Source organism: Thermus sp. H19.2 (genome assembly GCF_054979525.1).
On sequence record NZ_CM143429.1, the window covers coordinates 879,974 to 896,072 of the forward strand.

General features: G+C 67.9%; 22 protein-coding genes. 13 read left to right on the top strand and 9 right to left on the bottom strand.

Annotated features, from left to right (window positions below):
* Position 1: 1 nt before the first annotated feature.
* The 4 genes from cbaB to mglB form a co-directional block, all read right to left on the bottom strand.
* Entirely contained in the window at positions 2 to 508 is a 507-nt protein-coding gene (cbaB, locus tag ACY5J6_RS04760) for a ba3-type cytochrome C oxidase subunit II (protein WP_462846211.1), read from the bottom strand.
* A 3-nt stretch (positions 509 to 511) separates the two neighbouring features.
* Entirely contained in the window at positions 512 to 616 is a 105-nt protein-coding gene (locus tag ACY5J6_RS04765) for a cytochrome c oxidase subunit 2A (RefSeq protein ID WP_054647186.1), read from the bottom strand.
* A 162-nt stretch (positions 617 to 778) separates the two neighbouring features.
* Complete coding sequence (mglA, locus tag ACY5J6_RS04770; protein WP_054638379.1) at positions 779 to 1,369, bottom strand: GTPase MglA; 591 nt, start codon at positions 1,367 to 1,369, stop codon at positions 779 to 781.
* A 1-nt stretch (position 1,370) separates the two neighbouring features.
* Complete coding sequence (gene mglB, locus ACY5J6_RS04775; RefSeq protein WP_462846212.1) at positions 1,371 to 1,859, bottom strand: GTPase-activating protein MglB; 489 nt, start codon at positions 1,857 to 1,859, stop codon at positions 1,371 to 1,373.
* Between the two features lie 17 nt (positions 1,860 to 1,876).
* Between mglB and ACY5J6_RS04780 the strand changes: the two genes are divergently transcribed.
* The 12 genes from ACY5J6_RS04780 (at position 1,877) to ACY5J6_RS04835 (ending at position 10,762) form a co-directional block, all read left to right on the top strand.
* The gene (locus ACY5J6_RS04780; RefSeq protein ID WP_462846214.1) at positions 1,877 to 3,202 is read left to right on the top strand and encodes a M20/M25/M40 family metallo-hydrolase; all 1,326 of its coding nucleotides are present in this window, start codon (positions 1,877 to 1,879) and stop codon (positions 3,200 to 3,202) included.
* Between the two features lie 86 nt (positions 3,203 to 3,288).
* Positions 3,289 to 4,170: an agmatinase gene (gene speB, locus ACY5J6_RS04785; RefSeq protein ID WP_462846216.1), complete on the top strand. Its 882-nt coding sequence runs from the start codon at positions 3,289 to 3,291 to the stop codon at positions 4,168 to 4,170.
* A 28-nt stretch (positions 4,171 to 4,198) separates the two neighbouring features.
* Complete coding sequence (locus ACY5J6_RS04790) at positions 4,199 to 5,086, top strand: alpha/beta hydrolase family protein (protein ID WP_462846217.1); 888 nt, start codon at positions 4,199 to 4,201, stop codon at positions 5,084 to 5,086.
* Between the two features lie 10 nt (positions 5,087 to 5,096).
* Positions 5,097 to 5,261, top strand: coding sequence for a hypothetical protein (locus tag ACY5J6_RS04795; RefSeq protein WP_462846218.1), 165 nt, complete (start codon positions 5,097 to 5,099; stop codon positions 5,259 to 5,261).
* 6 nt (positions 5,262 to 5,267) lie between these two features.
* The gene (locus ACY5J6_RS04800; RefSeq protein ID WP_462846220.1) at positions 5,268 to 6,182 is read left to right on the top strand and encodes a quinate 5-dehydrogenase; all 915 of its coding nucleotides are present in this window, start codon (positions 5,268 to 5,270) and stop codon (positions 6,180 to 6,182) included.
* Positions 6,179 to 6,733, top strand: a complete 555-nt coding sequence (gene efp, locus ACY5J6_RS04805) for an elongation factor P (RefSeq protein ID WP_462846222.1) — start codon at positions 6,179 to 6,181, stop codon at positions 6,731 to 6,733. The genes ACY5J6_RS04800 and efp overlap by 4 nt, the downstream gene beginning before the upstream one ends.
* A 136-nt stretch (positions 6,734 to 6,869) precedes the next feature.
* Complete coding sequence (accB, locus tag ACY5J6_RS04810) at positions 6,870 to 7,346, top strand: acetyl-CoA carboxylase biotin carboxyl carrier protein (RefSeq protein WP_462846224.1); 477 nt, start codon at positions 6,870 to 6,872, stop codon at positions 7,344 to 7,346.
* A complete protein-coding gene (gene accC / locus ACY5J6_RS04815) occupies positions 7,343 to 8,680 on the top strand; it encodes an acetyl-CoA carboxylase biotin carboxylase subunit (RefSeq protein ID WP_462846225.1) in 1,338 nt (445 codons plus the stop codon). The genes accB and accC overlap by 4 nt, the downstream gene beginning before the upstream one ends.
* A 12-nt stretch (positions 8,681 to 8,692) precedes the next feature.
* Positions 8,693 to 9,022 carry an Asp23/Gls24 family envelope stress response protein gene (locus ACY5J6_RS04820; RefSeq protein ID WP_462846496.1) on the top strand — a complete coding sequence of 110 codons (330 nt, stop codon included), beginning with the start codon at positions 8,693 to 8,695 and terminating at the stop codon, positions 9,020 to 9,022.
* A complete protein-coding gene (gene nusB / locus ACY5J6_RS04825) occupies positions 9,015 to 9,470 on the top strand; it encodes a transcription antitermination factor NusB (RefSeq protein ID WP_054638216.1) in 456 nt (151 codons plus the stop codon). The genes ACY5J6_RS04820 and nusB overlap by 8 nt, the downstream gene beginning before the upstream one ends.
* Before the next feature lies 1 nt (position 9,471).
* Positions 9,472 to 10,323, top strand: coding sequence for a bifunctional methylenetetrahydrofolate dehydrogenase/methenyltetrahydrofolate cyclohydrolase (locus tag ACY5J6_RS04830; RefSeq protein ID WP_462846228.1), 852 nt, complete (start codon positions 9,472 to 9,474; stop codon positions 10,321 to 10,323).
* Complete coding sequence (locus ACY5J6_RS04835) at positions 10,307 to 10,762, top strand: divergent PAP2 family protein (protein ID WP_462846230.1); 456 nt, start codon at positions 10,307 to 10,309, stop codon at positions 10,760 to 10,762. The genes ACY5J6_RS04830 and ACY5J6_RS04835 overlap by 17 nt, the downstream gene beginning before the upstream one ends.
* Here the strand turns inward: ACY5J6_RS04835 and ACY5J6_RS04840 are convergent.
* Positions 10,741 to 10,941 (bottom strand): hypothetical protein, encoded by a 201-nt coding sequence (locus ACY5J6_RS04840; RefSeq protein ID WP_462846232.1) that lies wholly within the window; start codon positions 10,939 to 10,941, stop codon positions 10,741 to 10,743. The two genes, ACY5J6_RS04835 and ACY5J6_RS04840, sit on opposite strands and share 22 nt — an antisense overlap.
* A gap of 128 nt (positions 10,942 to 11,069) precedes the next feature.
* Between ACY5J6_RS04840 and ACY5J6_RS04845 the strand changes: the two genes are divergently transcribed.
* On the top strand, positions 11,070 to 13,055 hold the full coding sequence (locus ACY5J6_RS04845) for a (Fe-S)-binding protein (protein ID WP_462846234.1): 1,986 nt from the start codon (positions 11,070 to 11,072) through the stop codon (positions 13,053 to 13,055).
* On the opposite strand, the gene ACY5J6_RS04850 is transcribed toward ACY5J6_RS04845, so the two are convergent.
* The 4 genes from ACY5J6_RS04850 to ACY5J6_RS04865 are packed head-to-tail and all read right to left on the bottom strand — an operon-like array spanning position 13,045 to position 16,066.
* Complete coding sequence (locus tag ACY5J6_RS04850) at positions 13,045 to 13,581, bottom strand: methyltransferase domain-containing protein (RefSeq protein ID WP_462846236.1); 537 nt, start codon at positions 13,579 to 13,581, stop codon at positions 13,045 to 13,047. The two genes, ACY5J6_RS04845 and ACY5J6_RS04850, sit on opposite strands and share 11 nt — an antisense overlap.
* Complete coding sequence (locus tag ACY5J6_RS04855) at positions 13,574 to 14,248, bottom strand: TerC family protein (RefSeq protein ID WP_462846238.1); 675 nt, start codon at positions 14,246 to 14,248, stop codon at positions 13,574 to 13,576. The genes ACY5J6_RS04850 and ACY5J6_RS04855 overlap by 8 nt, the downstream gene beginning before the upstream one ends.
* Complete coding sequence (locus tag ACY5J6_RS04860) at positions 14,245 to 15,183, bottom strand: alpha/beta hydrolase-fold protein (protein WP_462846240.1); 939 nt, start codon at positions 15,181 to 15,183, stop codon at positions 14,245 to 14,247. Before ACY5J6_RS04860 ends, ACY5J6_RS04855 begins: the two co-directional genes overlap by 4 nt.
* Before the next feature lie 37 nt (positions 15,184 to 15,220).
* Complete coding sequence (locus ACY5J6_RS04865; protein ID WP_462846242.1) at positions 15,221 to 16,066, bottom strand: DUF1517 domain-containing protein; 846 nt, start codon at positions 16,064 to 16,066, stop codon at positions 15,221 to 15,223.
* Between the last annotated feature and the right edge of the window lie 33 nt (positions 16,067 to 16,099).

Here is a 16,099-nt window from a genome sequence, read left to right on the forward strand (position 1 = left end):
CTCACTCCTTCACCACGATCTTGCCGAACATGTTCTGGTGGCCTAAGCCGCAGTACTGGTTGCAGATGATGCGGTACTCGCCCGCCTTCTTGAAGGTGTAGCGCACGGTGGAGACCTCGCCCGGGAGCACCTCCACGTTGATGTTGGTGCCCTCCACGTGGAAGCCGTGGATCACGTCGGGGCTGGTGATCTTGAAGACGATCTCCGCTCCTTTAGGCACCTCAATGGGGTTGGGCTGGTAGCCGAAGGCGAAGGCCAGGACGTAGACCGTGTACTGGTTGGGACCGGTCTCCACCACCGCCTGGGCGGGGTCGGCCCAGGGGCCCTCGGCGCGCACCTTGGTGGGGTCCACCCGCTCCAGCTTCCCCGCGGGGATCACCCCGGCGGTGTGGGTGGCCAGGGTGTAGGCGATGAGGGCGATGAAGACCACCAGCATGGCCAAGGAGAAGGCCAACCACCCCTTCTCGTACGCCAGGATCGCCTTGTGGGCTTTGTGCTCCTCCACCATACCCTACCCCCTAGCGAAGAAGAGCGCGTATACCCCCAGCCAAAAGACCAGGATGGTGAGGGTAAGAACCAGTATCACTCCCATGGCGCCGACCGGTTTTTCTTCCATACCCTTCCTCCCTACGGCGGGTTGCCGTATACGCTGCCCATAGTAGCGAAGGTGGGGGAAAAGTGAGAAGTACATTTGTCCCTGCTCATAAGGGCAGTACGGGGTGGGGGTAAGGGGACGCCCCGGGGGAAGCCCTTGGGGGCCCCCGCCGCGGTGGGGTGCTTAAGCCCCGCTCCCCACCCGGGTCAGGACCAGGCGGCTCACCTCTTTTAGGGTTTCAAAGACCCCCTTGCCCTCGGTGGCCACCGCTTCGAACACGGGGAAGCGGCCCTCGGGGTCCACCACCGCCCGCACCATCTCCACGGGGAGGGCATCGGGAAGGTCCCGCTTGTTCACCTGGAGGACCACGGGGAGGTCTTCTATCTTCAGGCCATACTCCGCCAGGTTTTCCCGCATGTTGCGCATGCTTTCGGCGTTGGCCCTGAGGCGGCCCGGCGCGGAGTCGGCCACGAAGACGATGCCGTCCACCCCCCTCAGGATGAGCTTGCGGCTGGCGTTGTAGAACACCTGGCCCGGCACGGTGTAGAGGTGGAAGCGGGTCTTAAACCCCTTGACCTCCCCCAGGTCCAGGGGCAGGAAGTCAAAGAAGAGGGTGCGCTCGTCCTCCGTGGCCAAGGAGACCATCTCCCCCTTGCGGCCTTCAGGGATCTTGCCGTAGATCCACTTGAGGTTGGTGGTCTTTCCGGAAAGCCCGGGGCCGTAGTAGACAATCTTGAAGTTGATCTCGCGGTTGGCGAAGTTGATGGTGCTCATGCTAGCTCAGGAGGTCGTCCAGGAGGGCCTTGGCCTTTTCGCGGTACTCCGTGTCCAGGCTGACCTTGGGCGGGTGGGCCAGGGCCTCCTCGGCCAACCGGGCCAGGGCCTCCGCCGCCCGCTTGCCGTAGAGCTTCACCTTGCCCAGGGGAGCGCTCTCGTCGAAGATGAGGAGCAGGAGGGCGTGCTCCCCCGCCTCGTCCACGTAAAGGCCCATGCGCTCCCCCTGGAGGACCTGCTCCTGGAAGCGGGCCTCCCCCAGGAGCTTGGCCAGGGCCTGGGTGGCGGCGGCGTTGCCCGCCACCAGGGTGGCGAGGGAGTCTAGGGGCGGGGGCTTGGGGGCCCAGAGGGCTTCCTTGTGGACCAGCACGAACCCCTTGCGGTCCACCAGAAGGCCGTAGCGGGCCCCGGTTTCCCGGAGGGTCTCCTCCAGCACCCGGAGGGCCTCCTCGTAGAGGGCCCCGTAGAGGACCAGGGAGGGTTCCACCATAGTATGCTCAGTCTACCATGGAGGCCTTTCTTGCGGAGGCGCGGGCGCTCCTTGCGGAGCTGGTGGCCATTCCCTCGGTGAGCGCCGAGGGAAGGGGGCTAAGGGAGGGGGCGGAGAAGGTAGCCGGGGTCCTGGAGGACCTGGGGCTAACCCCTGAGCTGCACGAGGGGTACGGCCCTCCTGTGGTCTACGCCGAGGGCGGGGAAGGGGAGAGGTCCCTCCTCTTCTACAACCACTACGACGTCCAACCCCCGGACCCCTTGGAGCTTTGGGACACGGACCCCTTCGTCCTCGCCGAGCGGGAAGGGGCCTGGTGGGGCCGGGGCAGCCACGACGACAAGGGGGAGCTGGTGGCCCGGGTGGTGGCCCTGAAGCTCTTCCGAAAGAAGCACGGCTTCCTCCCCCGGGTGAAGTTCGTGGTGGAGGGGGAGGAGGAGGTGGGTAGCCCCCACCTCGAGGCCTACGTGGCGGACAAGCGGGACCGCTTGAAGGCCGAGGCCATCCTCTGGGAGGCGGGAGGCGTGGACGCCAAGGGCAGGCCCTACCTCTACGCCGGGCTCAAGGGCATCGTGGCCCTGGAGCTTAGGGTGCGGACGGCGGCCTTTGACCTCCACTCCTCCTACGGGGCGGTGGTGGAAAACCCCATCTACCGCTTGAGCCGCGCCCTGGCCTCCCTTCGGGACGAGGAGGGAGGGGTCCTGATCCCGGGCTTCTACGCCAAGGTGCGCCCCCTCACCCCCTTGGAGATGGAGGTCTTGGCCGAAGTCCCGGACGAGTCGGAGGCCCTTAAGGAGGCCTTTGGCGTCCGGGACTTCCTGGGCGGGGCGAGAAGCCTGGACTTCAACCAGCGCCTTTACGCCGAGCCCTGCGTCAACTTCAATGGCTTCCACGCGGGCTACGGGGGCCCCGGGTCCAAGACGGTGCTCCCCGCGGAGGCCCGGGCCAAGCTGGACTTCCGCCTGGTGCCCGACCAGGACCCGGAGGAGATCCCCGCCCTCCTCCGGGCCCACCTCGAGGCCCAGGGCTTCCACGACGTGGAGGTGGTGGTCCTGGAGAAGGGGGAAAAGCCGGCCCGCTCCGACCTCGCCCACCCCTTCGTGGGCCTGGCGCGGCGGGCCTTGGAGGAGGCCTTCGGAAAAAGGGCCGTCCTCTACCCCAACATGGCGGGCTCGGGGCCCATGCACCCTTTCCTCCACCACCTTCATGCCCCGGCGGTGGGCCTCGGGGTGGGTTACCCGGGAAGCCGGGTGCACAGCCCCAACGAGCACATCCGCATCCGGGACTTTGAACGGGGGGTGCGGGCCATCCTGCGCCTTTTGGAGCTTTTCTTCCTGGGCCGCTAGGGGCTCCCCGAAACAGTCTCCCCACGGCCCCAACCTGGGCACCCCGTGTTGCGAAACCCAAGCGCGGGCGCTTAGGCTTGGGGGGTATGCGCCTGGCCTTCGGTGAGCGGGACACCCCCTACGAGGAGGCGCGGGTCGTCGTCCTGCCCGTGCCCTACGACCTTTCCCTCTCCTTCCTCCCGGGAGCCCGGAGGGGCCCCGAGGCCATCCTCCTCGCCAGCCGGGAGCTGGAACCCTTCCTCCTGGAGCTCGAGGTGGCCCCGGAGGAGGTGGGGATCCACGCGGCCGAGCCCGTCCCCTGGGTGGCGGGGATGGCCGAGGAAAGCCACCGCCTGATCCGGGAGGAGGCCCTAAAGCACCTACGGGCGGGGAAGTGGGTGGTGGCCTTGGGCGGGGACCATTCCGTCACCCACCCCCTGGTCCGGGCCCACTGGGAGGCCCTGGGGGAGTTCTCCCTCCTCCACGTGGACGCCCACGCCGACCTCTACCCGGAGTGGCAGGGCTCGGTCTACTCCCACGCCTCGCCCTTCTACCGCCTTCTCCAAGAGGGCTTCCCCCTGGTGCAGGTGGGGATCCGGGCCATGGACCAGGACTCCCTGCGCCTGGCCCGGGAGAAGGGCGTGGCCCTCTTCCCCGCCCACCGGGTCCACCGGGAAGGGCTTCCCCTGGAGGAGATCCTTTCCGCCCTGGGGAAGCGGGTCTACATCAGCCTGGACTTTGACGCCCTGGACCCCTCGGCGATGCCCAGCGTGGGCACGCCCCTTCCCGGGGGGCTTTCCTACCGCCAGGTGGTGGACCTCTTGGAGGCCGTCTTCCGCGAGAAGGAGGTGGTGGGGATGGACTTCGTGGAGCTTTCCCCCAACGGCCAGTTCCACGCCGAGATGACCGCGGCCCAGCTCGTCTACCACGCCATCGGCCTGAAAGGGCTTCAGGCGGGCTGGCTTTCCCGGGAGGCGGACCACATTTAGCCCGGGGGTTTCCCCTTAGCCTGGGGGCATGCGCCTCGGGCTTTGCCTTTCCTTCCTCCTCCTTTCGGCCCTGGCCCAGGTCCTTACCCTCCCTGAACTCCGGGCGCGGGCCTACGGGGAGGGAGGGTTTCGCGTGGAAAGGGTCCTCGAGGAGAGGCCGGCCTTCACCCGGGTCCAGTTCTCCCACCTTTCGGACGGCCTCCGGGTCCACGGCTTCGCCAACCTGCCCAAAGGGAAAGGGCCTTTCCCGGTGGTGGTGGTCCTCCACGGCTACGTGGAGCCGAGCCGCTACCGCCTCCTCGCCTACACCACCCCCTACGCCGACTTCCTGGCGGAAAGGGGCTACCTCGTCCTCCACCCCAACTACCGGGGCCACCCCCCTTCCGAGGGCGCGCCCGCCCAAGGCCTCCGCCACGCCTACGCCGTGGACGTGCTGAACCTCCTCGCCGAGGTGCGAAGGGGCGCCTTCCCCCAGGCGGACCCCACCCGCATCGCCCTCTTCGGCCACTCCATGGGGGGCGGCGTCGCCCAGATCGTGAGCCTGGTGGACCCCGGCCTTAGGGGCGTGGTCCTCTACGGGAGCATGAGCGGGGACGAAAGGCGGAACCTGGAGCGCATCCGCTACTGGTCCGGGGGAAGCCGGGGACAGGAGCTTTTCGCCCTTTCCCCGGGAGTCCTCCGCCAGGCCTCGGCCTGGACCTACCTGGCGGAGCTTTCCGTGCCCCTGAGCGTCCACCACGGCGCCCGGGACGCCCAGGTGCCCCCGGAGTGGTCTTGGGAGCTCTGCCGCCGGCTCAAGGCCTTGAAGAAGCCCGTGGAGTGCTTCAGTTACCCCGGGGGGCACCTCTTACGGGGGGCGGTGGACCAGGTCTTCCGTGGGAGGGCCCTCTCCTTTCTCCAGCGGGTCTTGCGCTAGGCTTTAGGGGATGGCGGCCTTTTTGGCGAACCTTCCCGCCCTCTTCCTGGCCCTGGCCTTCGGGGCGGCGATCTTTGGCGTGCTGGCCAAACTTCTTGGGGCCAAGAGGGTCTGGCCCTTCTTCGCCTCGGCCCTCTTGCTTTTGCTTCTCGCCCTCTTCTTCCGGGTAGAATAGCCTCTCGTGGCCAAGCGCGTGGTCTCCGTTTCCCTGGGGTCAAGCCGCCGCGACTCCGTGGCCGAGGTGGAGGTCCTGGGGGAGAAGATCGTCTTGGAGAGGCGGGGTACCGACGGGGACTTCCAGGCGGCCCTCTGCCTCATCCGGGAGCTGGACGGGAAGGTGGAGGCCATCGGCCTCGGGGGGATTGACCTCTACCTGGTGGCGGGGGGGCGGCGCTACACCATAAGGGACGCCCGAAGGCTCAAGGAGGCCGCCAGGAAGACGCCGGTGGTGGACGGCTCGGGCCTCAAGCACACCCTGGAGCGGCAGGCGGTCTTGGCCCTCTCCTCCCTCTTTGACTGGAAGAACACCCGGGTTCTCCTGCCCTCGGCGGTGGACCGGTTCGGCCTGGCCGAGGCCCTGGACCAGGTGGGGGCCCGGGTGCTCTATGGGGATTTCCTCTTCGCCCTGGGGCTTCCCATTCCCCTTTACTCCCTTTCCCTCTTGCAGAAGCTCGCCTACCTGCTCCTTCCCCTCTTCACCCAGCTCCCCTTTGGCCTCTTTTACCCCACGGGGAAAAAGCAGGAGGAACGGGTGGTGGACTGGCGGAGCCGCTACTACCTCTGGGCCGACCTGGTGGCCGGGGACTGGCACTACCTCAAGCGGTATATGCCTGACCGGATGCAGGGCAAAAGCGTCCTCACCAACACCACCACCGAGGAGGACGTGGCCTTTCTCAGGGAACGGGGGGTGAAGTACCTCATCACCACCACCCCGAGGCTACAGGGCCGCAGCTTCGGCACCAACGTCATGGAAGCCCTCCTGGTGGCCCTGGCCGGGCGGGAGCTTGGGGAAGAGGATTACGTTCGGTATATTGACCAACTGGGGCTGAAGCCCCAGGTTTTGGACCTGGAAAGAGTCCAACCGGAGGAAGCATGATCAGCGTGACCGATCTCCGCCCTGGCACCAAGGTGAAGATGGACGGCGGCCTTTGGGAGTGCGTGGAGTACCAGCACCAGAAGCTGGGCCGTGGGGGGGCCAAGGTGGTGGCCAAGTTCAAGAACCTGGAGACCGGGGCCACCGTGGAGCGTACCTTCAACTCCGGGGAGAAGCTCGAGGACATCTACGTGGAGACGCGGGAGCTCCAGTACCTGTACCCCGACGGCGAGGACCTGGTCTTCATGGACCTGGAGACCTACGAGCAGTTCCACGTGCCCAAGAGCCGAGTGGAGGCGGCCCGCTTCCTCAAGGAGGGGATGACCGTCCTGGGGGACATGTACGAGGGCCGGCCCCTGAAGATCTCCCCCCCCACGGTGGTGGAACTCAGGATCGTGGACACCCCTCCCGGGGTGCGGGGGGACACGGTCTCCGGCGGCTCCAAGCCCGCCACCCTGGAAACGGGGGCCGTGGTCCAGGTGCCCCTCTTCGTGGAGCCCGGGGAGGTCATCAAGGTGGACACCCGCACCGGCGAGTACGTGGGCCGGGCCTGACGGCGTGGCCCGGAGGGGTTCCAGGCTATGGGGGGCCTGGTGCGTGGGCTTTCTTTCCTGACGGTTTTTTGACCGGGTGTAAGAAGGTGTGGGCCCCGGCGCCCTTCGGGTATGCTTGGTGCCACGAGGAGGACCTATGACGCCCAAGGAGCTCAAGCAGATCCTACAGGCCCTGGTGGAGCACGGGGTAAGCGAGCTTACCCTGGAAACCCCGGATTACAAGCTCACCGTGCGCCGGGGAGGGGAGGTGCCGGTGGTGGCCGTGCCCCAGGTAGCCCTTCCTGCCCCCTTGCCCGCTACACCTCCGGCCCCCGAGCCTGCCCCTTCCCCGGCCAAGGAGGCCCCCGCTAAGACCGAGGAGGAGTGCGCCGGGTGCGTGGAGGTCCGGGCCCCCATCGTGGGCACCTTCTACCGGGCCCCGGCCCCCGACGCCCCCCCTTACGTGAAGGAGGGGGACCGGGTGGAGAAGGGCCAGGTCCTCTGCATCATCGAGGCCATGAAGCTCATGAACGAGATCGAGTCCGAGGTTTCGGGCATCGTCAAGAAGATCCTGGTCCAGAACGGGGAGCCCGTGGAGTACGGCCAGCCCCTCTTCCTCATCCAGCCGGTATGAAGAAGGTCCTGATCGCCAACCGGGGCGAGATCGCCCTGAGGATCCTCCGGGCGGCCCGGGAGCTCGGGATCAAGACGGTGGTGGCCCACTCCACCGCCGACGAGAAGAGCCTGCCCGTCCTGCTCGCCGACGAGGCCATCTGCATCGGCCCGCCCCCTTCGGGGCAGAGCTACCTCAACATTCCCAACCTCCTCTCGGCGGCCATCGTCACCGGGGCCGACGCCATCCACCCCGGGTACGGCTTCCTGGCGGAAAACGCCACCTTCGCCGAGATGTGCCGGGAGCATGGCATCACCTTCATCGGCCCCACGCCGGAGAACATGAAGGCCCTGGGGGACAAGGCCACGGCGAGGAAGGTGGCCCGGGAGGCGGGGGTGCCCACGGTGCCCGGGACCGACGAGCTTGGGAGCGTGGAGGAGGCCAAGCGGGCCGCCTTGGAGATCGGCTACCCCGTGATCCTCAAGGCGAGCGCGGGGGGCGGAGGCCGGGGGATGCGGGTGGTCCACACGGAGGAGGAGCTGGAGCGGGCGGTGCTCCAGGCCCAGGAGGAGGCCCGGGCCGCCTTCGGGAATCCGGCCGTCTACCTGGAGAAGTACATCGAGGAGCCCAAGCACATAGAGATCCAGGTCCTGGGGGACGGGGAGCGGGTGGTGCACCTGTGGGAAAGGGACTGCTCCATCCAGCGCCGCCACCAGAAGCTTTTGGAGGAGGCCCCAAGCCTCCTTCCCGAGGAGACCCGCCGGGCCATCGCCGAGGCGGCGAGGAGGCTTGCCGAGCACGTGGGGTACGTCTCCGCTGGCACCCTGGAGTTTCTCGTGGACAAGGAGGGAAACTTCTACTTCATCGAGATGAATACCCGCATCCAGGTGGAGCACCCCGTCACGGAGCTCGTCACGGGCATTGACCTGGTGCAGGCCCAGTTCCGCATCGCCCAGGGGGAGAAGCTCTGGCTTAAGCAGGAGGAGATCCAGGTCCGGGGGCACGCCATAGAGGTCCGGGTGAACGCCGAGGACCCGGAGAGGGGCTTCAGGCCCTCCATCGGCAAGGTGGAGACCCTCCTCTTCCCCGGGGGGCCGGGGGTGCGGGTGGACAGCCACCTCTACGCCGGCTACCAGATCCCGCCCCACTACGACAGCCTCATCGCCAAGATCCTCGCCTGGGCCCCCACCCGGGAGGAGGCCATCCGGCGTATGGAGCGGGCCCTCTCCGAGACGGTGATCGAGGGGCCAGGCCTCAAGACCACCATCCCCTTCCACCAGAAGGTCCTCCAGAACGCCTTCTTCCGCCGGGGGGCGGTCTACACCAACTTCGTGGCCCGGCGCATGGAGATGTAGACTGGACGTGTGATGGTGGACTACGAGATCAGCGACCACGCCCTCGAGGGCCTGGTGGTCCACGCCCTCTCGGGCCTTCAGGGGGTGCGGCTCCTGGAGGCGCCTCCCCGCTCCTTGGGGGAGGTGTTCCGCCGCATGAGGCCCGTGAAGGTGGAGCGCTCCCCGGAGGGGCTTTCCGTGGAGCTCGTCCTTTCCGTGGACTACGGGCTGAGCATCCCCGAGGTGGCCCGGGAGGTGCAAAAGGCCGTGGCCGAGTCCCTCTTCCTGGCTACGGGGGAAAAGGTCAGGGCGGTGAACCTCACCGTGGCCCAGGTGGTCTACCGCCCGGAGGACCATGCGTAGGCGGGCTCGGGAACTGGCCATGCGGGCCCTCTTCGCCCACACCCAGGGGGGCGTGGACCTGGAGGAGGCCCTCCGCCACGCCCTGGAGGAGATGGGCGGGGAGGACGACCCCTACGGGGACCCCTTGGACGAGGAGGGGGTGGCCTTCGCCCGCAGGCTCCTTTTCGGCTACAAGGCCCACCAGGAGGAGGTGGACCGCCTCCTGAAGGAGACCGTGGAGGGATGGGACTTCGGCCAGATGTCCAAGACCGACCTCACCGTGCTCCGCCTCGCCGCCTACGAGATGCTTTACGAGCCCACCCCTTTCGCCCCCCTCATAGAGGTGGCGGTGAAGATCGCCAAGCGCTACGGGGGCGAGCACTCCGGGGCCTTTGTGAACGGGGTTTTGGGCCGCCTCTTCCGCCGCATCCAGGAGGGGGAGGTGAGGGCGGCCCCCAAGGAGGACTAGGATGGTGAGCGCACGGGTTCTATCCGGCCACGAGGTGGCCCAGGCGGTGTACGCCGAGCTTAAGGCCAAACTGGCTTCCCTCCCCTTCGTCCCTTCCTTGCGGGTGATCCGGCTTGGGGAGGACCCGGCCTCGGTGTCCTACGTGCGCCTCAAGGACAAGAAGGCGCGGGAGCTGGGCCTTAGGAGCCAGGTGGAGGTCTACCCCGAGGACTTCCCGGAGGAGGCCCTTTTGGAGCGCATCGCCCTCCTCAACGCCGATCCCGAGGTGGACGGCGTGTTGGTGCAGCTTCCCCTGCCTCCCCACATCCGCGCCGAGCGGGTCCTCGAGGCCCTCCACCCCTTGAAGGACGTGGACGGCTTCCACCCCCTCAACGTGGGGCGGCTTTGGAGCGGGGGCGAGGGGCTTTTCCCCTGCACCCCCTTGGGGGTGGTCCGCCTCCTCAAGCACTACGGGGTGGACCTCAAGGGGAAGGAAGTGGTGGTGGTGGGGCGGTCCAACATCGTGGGCAAGCCCCTGGCGGGCCTGCTCCTTAGGGAGGACGCCACGGTGACCCTGGCCCACTCCAAGACCCAAGACCTCCCCGCCCTCACCCGGCGGGCGGAGATCCTGGTGGTGGCCGTGGGAAGGCCCCACCTGGTGAGGAGGGACTGGGTGCGGCCGGGGGCCATGGTGGTGGACGTGGGGGTAAACCGGGTGGAGGGGAGGCTTCTAGGGGATGTCCACCCCGAGGTGGCCGAGGTGGCCTCCGCCCTCACCCCCGTGCCTGGGGGCGTGGGGCCCATGACCGTGGCCATGCTCATGTGGAACACCCTCAAGGCGGCCCTCCTCAGGCGGCATGGAGCTTCTCTCTAACGCCATCTTCTGGACGGCCCTTCTGGCCAACTTCCTGGCCCAGACCCTGAAGCTTTTCCTCTACTACCGCCTCGAGGGCCGCTTCCAGTGGGAACGCTTCCTGGAAACCGGGGGCATGCCCAGCTCCCACTCGGCCACGGTGAGCGCCCTGGCGGTGAGCGTGGGCCTGAGGGAGGGGTTTGACAGCGCCCTCTTCGCCGTGGCCGCCGTCTTCGCCCTCATCGTCATGTACGACGCCACGGGCATCCGCCGGGCGGCGGGCCTCCACGCCCAGCTCCTCAACCAGCTGGTGCAGGAGCTGCAGAAGCTGGTGGAACGGGGCTTCGCCCAGGAGCCCCTGAAGGAGCTTTTGGGCCACACCTACCTGGAGGTCCTGGTGGGGGCCCTCCTGGGGCTTCTGGTGGCCCTTTCGGCCCACTACCTTTTCCCCGCCTGGTAGAAGGCCGGGGTCTGGCCCAGGAGAAATACGACCAGGCCCAGGGCGGGGGAGAGGAAGAAGGCGAAGAAGCCCAGGAAAAGGGCCACAACCAGGGGCAAGAGGGGTTTTTTGAAGCGGTGGAAGATGAAGAGGTTCAAAAGCCCGAAGAAGGCGAGGACCAAAAGGGCGGCCGTTTCCACGGGGGGCCATTCTACGCCCTCGTGCCACCCCATGGGGGCCCCGGTACCACGCCCTGGCCTTGGCGAAGGGTTCACGCCATCTCGGGGAAATGGGGTAAACTTTTACCGGGTATAAGGAGGTGGCGTCCATGCTCACCTTGCCGGAGAGAATCCTCTTTCTCCTCCTTGCGGCCGGAAGCCTCTACTACGCCTACACGGGCTTTCGGCAGGTCTATCGGGCCATAAGGCGGGGGCGGCCCGAGGAGCGCTTTGACCGCCTGCCCGAGCGGGTCGGAAGGGCCCTCTGGCTCACCCTCACCCAGCAGACGGTCTTCAAGAGGAGGCCCCTCGTCTCCCTCCTCCACGCCTTGGTCTTCTACGGCTTCGTCTACTACCTCCTCGTGAACCTCGTGGACTTCTTGGAGGGCTTCTTCGGCCTCCACGCCCGGGGAGGGATTTGGAGCCCTTACAACCTCGTGGCCGACCTCCTCACCTTTCTGATCCTCGTGGGGATCCTGGGGCTGATGCTCAGGCGCTACCTCCTCGCCCCCCAGGACTTCACCTGGAACCCCAAGGTCCCCCTGCACGAAGGGGTGCGCCAGGGCATTCCCCGGGACTCGGCCATCGTGGGGGCCTTCATCGCCTTCCACGTGGGAAGCCGCCTCCTCTCCAAGGCTTTCCAGCTTGCGGGTGAAGGCCCGGACCCCTTCCAGCCCGTGGCGAGCGCCCTCGGCGGGGCGCTTTCCGGCCTTTCCCCCGCCCTCCTCGCCTTCGGGGAGCACTTCTTCTGGTGGGGCGCCCTGGGCTCCATCCTCCTCTTCCTCCCCTACTTCCCCCGCTCCAAGCACATCCACCTCTTCATGGCCCCCATCAACCTGGCCTTTCGCAAGGAGGTTCCGGGGGCCCTCCTTCCCCTGGACTTGGAGAAGGAGGAGGAGAAGTTCGGGGCGGAAAAGCTGGAGGACTTCTCCTGGAAACGCCTTCTTGACGCCTACGCCTGCATCATGTGCAACCGCTGCCAGGAGGCCTGCCCCGCCTACACCACGGGAAAGGCCCTCTCTCCGGCCGCCATCCTCATCTCCGAGCGCTACGAGCTGAACGGGATCCTCCAGGACTTCGCCCAGGGGAAGGAAAGCCCCAGGCCCCTCATGGACTTCGCCCTGAACGAGGAGGCCCTCTGGGCCTGCACCACCTGCATGGCCTGCGTGGAGGTCTGCCCCGTGGGCAACGAGCCCATGCTCCACATCCTGGACGTGCGCCGGGCCAAGGTCCTGATGGAAGGAGAGTTCCCCCAGGAGCTCAACAACGCCTTCCGGGGGATGGAGCGCTCCGGCAACCCCTGGGGCCTCGGCCAGGACAAGCGCCTGGACTGGGCGGAAGGGCTCAACGTCCCCACCGTGGAGGAGAAGCCCCACCCCGAGGTCCTCTACTGGGTGGGGTGCGCCCCAAGCTACGATCCCCGGGCCCAGAGGATCGCCCGCAGCATGGTGGAGATCCTGAACGCCAGCGGCGTGGACTGGGCGGTTTTGGGTAAGCGGGAAAAGTGCACCGGGGATTCGGCGAGGCGGGCGGGCAACGAGTACCTCTTCTTCCAGCTCGCCACGGAGAACGTGGAGACCCTGAACCAGGTGGCCCCCAAGACCATCGTCACCACCTGCCCCCACTGCCTCCACACCCTGAAGAACGAGTACCGGGCCTTCGGCGGGGAGTACCGGGTGGTGCACCACACGGAGTTCCTCGCCGAGCTCTTGCGCAAGGGCCAAATCCGGGTGGAGGAGGAAACCCGCAAGGTGGTCTTCCACGACCCCTGCTACCTGGGCCGCCACAACGGGGTCTACGAGGCCCCGCGCGAGGTGCTCAAGGGGGTGGGCTTCCTCCTCACCGAGCCTCCCCGGAGCCGGGAGAAGAGCTTCTGCTGTGGGGCGGGCGGGGCCCAGTTCTGGAAGGAGGAGGAGCCCGGGGCTATGCGGGTTTCCGAGAATCGGTACAAGGAACTTAAGGCCACGGGGGCCGAGGTCATCGCCACGGGCTGCCCCTTCTGCATGGCCATGATGAACGTGGAAACCGCCCAGGACGAGAGGCCCCCGGAGGTTTTGGACATCGCCGAGCTGGTGGCGAGGGGCCTCAAGGCTTGACGTAGACGGCGTAGACCCGGTACCCCCCCATCCACCCCTCCCCAAAGGCCCTTAGGGAAAGGCCCGGGGGAGGGGTGAGGAGTTCTTCCCCTTCCCAGTAGAAGGGGCTCTGGGGCCTTTCCCGCCTCAGGGCCTCCCTCCGGGAGAAGCCCTCTACCAGGAGAAGCCCTCCCGGGGCCAGGAGGGGAGGGAGGGCCCGGAGGAGGGGGCGGTTCACGTAGTAGCTTTTCACGATGGCGGCGAAGGGGCCCTGGGGAAGGCGGGCGAGGGCCCCTTCGGCTTCCAGGTCCAGCTCCACGAGGTGGAGGCCCTTCACTCCCCGAAGCCTCTTTAGGGCCTCCCGGCTCTTCTCCACCAGGACCACGGGGTGGCCTCGTTCCAGAAAATAAAGGGCGTTCCGCCCCAGGCCTCCCGCCAGGTCCAAAACCCTTCCCTGGGGCGCGAAGGCCCCGTAGGCCCGCACCACGAAGGCGGGTTTCCCCATCTTTGGGGCTTCGCGGTAAAAGGCCTCCCAGTCCCTAGGCATGGCGGCGGAGGGCGAGGGCGCTCCCCACGAGGAGGATGAGGAGGGTCCCTCCCCAGAACACCCCCTTGGGGAGGGTTAGGGCGAGCTCGGGGCGGTGGAGGAGGTGGGCCAGGGTGTGGGTGCCCTCCAGGAAGAGCTTCACCCCGGCCCAGCCCACCAGGGCGTAGGCCACCTTTTCCAGGCCCGGGTAGCGCTCCATCAGGGCCACCACCGAGCCCGCCAGGAGGCGGATGAAGAGGATGCCCAGGGCCACCCCCAGGAACACGAGGAGGAAGTCCTTGGAGAAGGCCACCACCGCCAGGATGGAGTCCATGGCGAAGGCCAGGTCCACCAGGTTGATGAGGACCACCACCCGCCAGAACTCCTTGGCGGTGGCCTCGAGGAGGGGCTTGGCCTCGGGGGGGTCGCGGAAGTGCTGGACCATCAGGTACACCAGGTAAAGCCCCCCCAGGACCTGGGCCCACCAGAGCCGGATGAGGAGGACGGCGAAGAGGAGGGCGAGCCCCCTAAGGAGGTAGGCCCCCAGCAGGCCGTAGAGGAGGGCCCGGCGGCGGAGGCGAGGAGGCAGGGGCCGCACCATCACCGCCAGGACCAGGGCGTTGTCCCCGGAGAGGAGGGCCTCCAGGGCGGCCACCGAAAGGAGGGTGAGGAGGGCCTCCCCGCTCACCCTTCCCCCAGAAGGTAGCGAAGCCCGGGGGCCAGGGCCTGCTTCCAGGTGACCCAGTTGTGGCCCGAGGGCCTTTCCCGGTAGGCGTGGGGGGCCCTTCGGTCGGCGAGGAGGGCGGCGAAGCGGCGGTTGGGGCCCAAAAGCCACTCCAGAAGGCCCACCTCGAGGTAGACCCTGGGAAGCCTTTCCGCCTCGGCGTAGCGGGGGAGGAGCCACTCCTCGTCCCGGTAGGCGTCCATCCCCCCGGGGTGGGCCTTCAGGGCGGGGGAGAGGGCGAGGGCCTTCTTAAAGCGGTCCGGATGCCTCCAGGCCTGCCACAAGGAGAAGAGCCCCCCCAAGGAGGCCCCCACCAGGACCACCTCCCCCAGGGGACCGTAGGCCCTTTCCACTTCTTCCAGCACCCGGTGGAACTCCGCCTCGTAGGCCTCGCTGAAGCGGTACTCGGCGTTGCGGTCTAGGGGCTCCACGAAGACCAGGCGCACCGGGGGAACCTCGCCCCGCTCCAGGAGGGCCCGGGCCACCTTGTGGAGCCCCGCCGTGCGGTAGAAGGCCACCCCGTCCTGGGCCACCACCGTGGCTTTGGGGGAGGGTCCGGTCTCCGCCACGTAAAAGCGCCTCTCCCCAAGGCGGTGCCGGGCCACCTTGGGCTCCTCTTGGGGCTCGGGAGGGGCCTCGTAGCGGAAGCCGGGGAGCCTCACCGCCCTCGGGTAGCTCCACCAGGGGTTGTCGGCCCTCTCCGGGTTGTGGGGGTCGGGGAAGGGGCGGCCCTCCCGGTCCAGGAAGGCGTACTCCACATAGGCCCCTTCCGGGAACTCCAAGGTGACGGGCCCCGCGAGGGGGATGGGGTTTCTCTCCCAGTCGGTGAAGTCGCCTATAAGGGCGCGGGCGCCCTCGGGAGGGTAAAAGGTGATGTGCCTTGGGCCTACCTGCACCACGGCTTACACTTTACCCGCAAAGGCCAGGACAGGGCCCTCACAGCTTATCCAGGCCGGGGAAGAGGAAAAGGAGTTCCTCCTCGGTGAGGCCCTCCCCCTCCTTCTCCGGCGTCCAGGCCAGGTGGAAGGCGAGGAGGGTGTAGGGGGTGCTCCCGGCGAAGGCGAGGAGGGCCTCCCTCGCCCTCTTTCGGTCCAGGGGGCCCGGCGGGGGCAGGCCTCCCCGCACCGCGAGGAGCAAGGAGGCCACCAGGTACCGCCCGCCCGGCTCCACCTTGGGGGTGTAGGCCGCCTCCACCTTTTTCCCCTCAAAGTGCCGGAAGGTCTCCCGGTAGGCGCTCCGGTCCTCCAGCATCCAGGCATCGAAGCGGGCCAGGACCGCCTCCTCGTTCCCCACTTGGGCCTCGTAGCTTCCGAAGCGCCAAGCGGGCTCCTCCCGCAGGAGGACCAGGGCCACCTCGTCCAGAAGGTCGGCGAGGCCCTTGGCCGTGGTGGTGTCCGCCTCCTCGGCGAGGCGGCGGAGGGCCCTTTGCGTTTCGGGGCGCAGGAGAAGGGCCAGGCGCAGGCGGCCCACGCTGGCCGCAGGCCCCCTTTCCCCCGCCTGGCTTAGCCCCCGCACCATGAGGAAGGCCACCAGGGCCAGGCCGAGGAAGACCAGGACCGGCGCCGCCCCCAGGCTCCCCCCGCCCCCCGGGTAGGGGTAGACGTACACCGGGCCCGGGGTGGGGTAGGGTAGGGGGTAGGCGGGGGCGGGCCCCGGGCTCATGGGCGGGGGGGAGGGGGTGTAGGGCCTCCCCCCCACCCCGCCCCCGCTCTTCTGCCCCAGGGCGAGGCCCAGGACGAGGAGGAGAAGAAGGGCCCGGAAGGCCTTCACGTCCCTTAGCATAAGGGCTTTGGGCCGGCGCCCTTTGCGTAAAAC

Excerpts from the sequence above, each read along its gene's own strand:
- ACY5J6_RS04820 (WP_462846496.1), top strand. The coding sequence starts at position 8,693 with ATGGTGGACTACGAGATCAGCGACCACGCCCTCGAGGGCCTGGTGGTC.
- accB (WP_462846224.1), top strand. The coding sequence starts at position 6,870 with ATGACGCCCAAGGAGCTCAAGCAGATCCTACAGGCCCTGGTGGAGCAC.
- efp (WP_462846222.1), top strand. The coding sequence starts at position 6,179 with ATGATCAGCGTGACCGATCTCCGCCCTGGCACCAAGGTGAAGATGGAC.
- ACY5J6_RS04835 (WP_462846230.1), top strand. The coding sequence starts at position 10,307 with ATGGAGCTTCTCTCTAACGCCATCTTCTGGACGGCCCTTCTGGCCAAC.
- ACY5J6_RS04795 (WP_462846218.1), top strand. The coding sequence starts at position 5,097 with ATGGCGGCCTTTTTGGCGAACCTTCCCGCCCTCTTCCTGGCCCTGGCC.
- ACY5J6_RS04865 (WP_462846242.1), bottom strand. The coding sequence starts at position 16,066 with ATGCTAAGGGACGTGAAGGCCTTCCGGGCCCTTCTTCTCCTCCTCGTC.
- speB (WP_462846216.1), top strand. The coding sequence starts at position 3,289 with ATGCGCCTGGCCTTCGGTGAGCGGGACACCCCCTACGAGGAGGCGCGG.
- mglA (WP_054638379.1), bottom strand. The coding sequence starts at position 1,369 with ATGAGCACCATCAACTTCGCCAACCGCGAGATCAACTTCAAGATTGTC.
- cbaB (WP_462846211.1), bottom strand. The coding sequence starts at position 508 with ATGGTGGAGGAGCACAAAGCCCACAAGGCGATCCTGGCGTACGAGAAG.
- mglB (WP_462846212.1), bottom strand. The coding sequence starts at position 1,859 with ATGGTGGAACCCTCCCTGGTCCTCTACGGGGCCCTCTACGAGGAGGCC.
- accC (WP_462846225.1), top strand. The coding sequence starts at position 7,343 with ATGAAGAAGGTCCTGATCGCCAACCGGGGCGAGATCGCCCTGAGGATC.
- ACY5J6_RS04850 (WP_462846236.1), bottom strand. The coding sequence starts at position 13,581 with ATGCCTAGGGACTGGGAGGCCTTTTACCGCGAAGCCCCAAAGATGGGG.
- nusB (WP_054638216.1), top strand. The coding sequence starts at position 9,015 with ATGCGTAGGCGGGCTCGGGAACTGGCCATGCGGGCCCTCTTCGCCCAC.
- ACY5J6_RS04765 (WP_054647186.1), bottom strand. The coding sequence starts at position 616 with ATGGAAGAAAAACCGGTCGGCGCCATGGGAGTGATACTGGTTCTTACC.
- ACY5J6_RS04830 (WP_462846228.1), top strand. The coding sequence starts at position 9,472 with ATGGTGAGCGCACGGGTTCTATCCGGCCACGAGGTGGCCCAGGCGGTG.
- ACY5J6_RS04790 (WP_462846217.1), top strand. The coding sequence starts at position 4,199 with ATGCGCCTCGGGCTTTGCCTTTCCTTCCTCCTCCTTTCGGCCCTGGCC.
- ACY5J6_RS04845 (WP_462846234.1), top strand. The coding sequence starts at position 11,070 with ATGCTCACCTTGCCGGAGAGAATCCTCTTTCTCCTCCTTGCGGCCGGA.
- ACY5J6_RS04780 (WP_462846214.1), top strand. The coding sequence starts at position 1,877 with ATGGAGGCCTTTCTTGCGGAGGCGCGGGCGCTCCTTGCGGAGCTGGTG.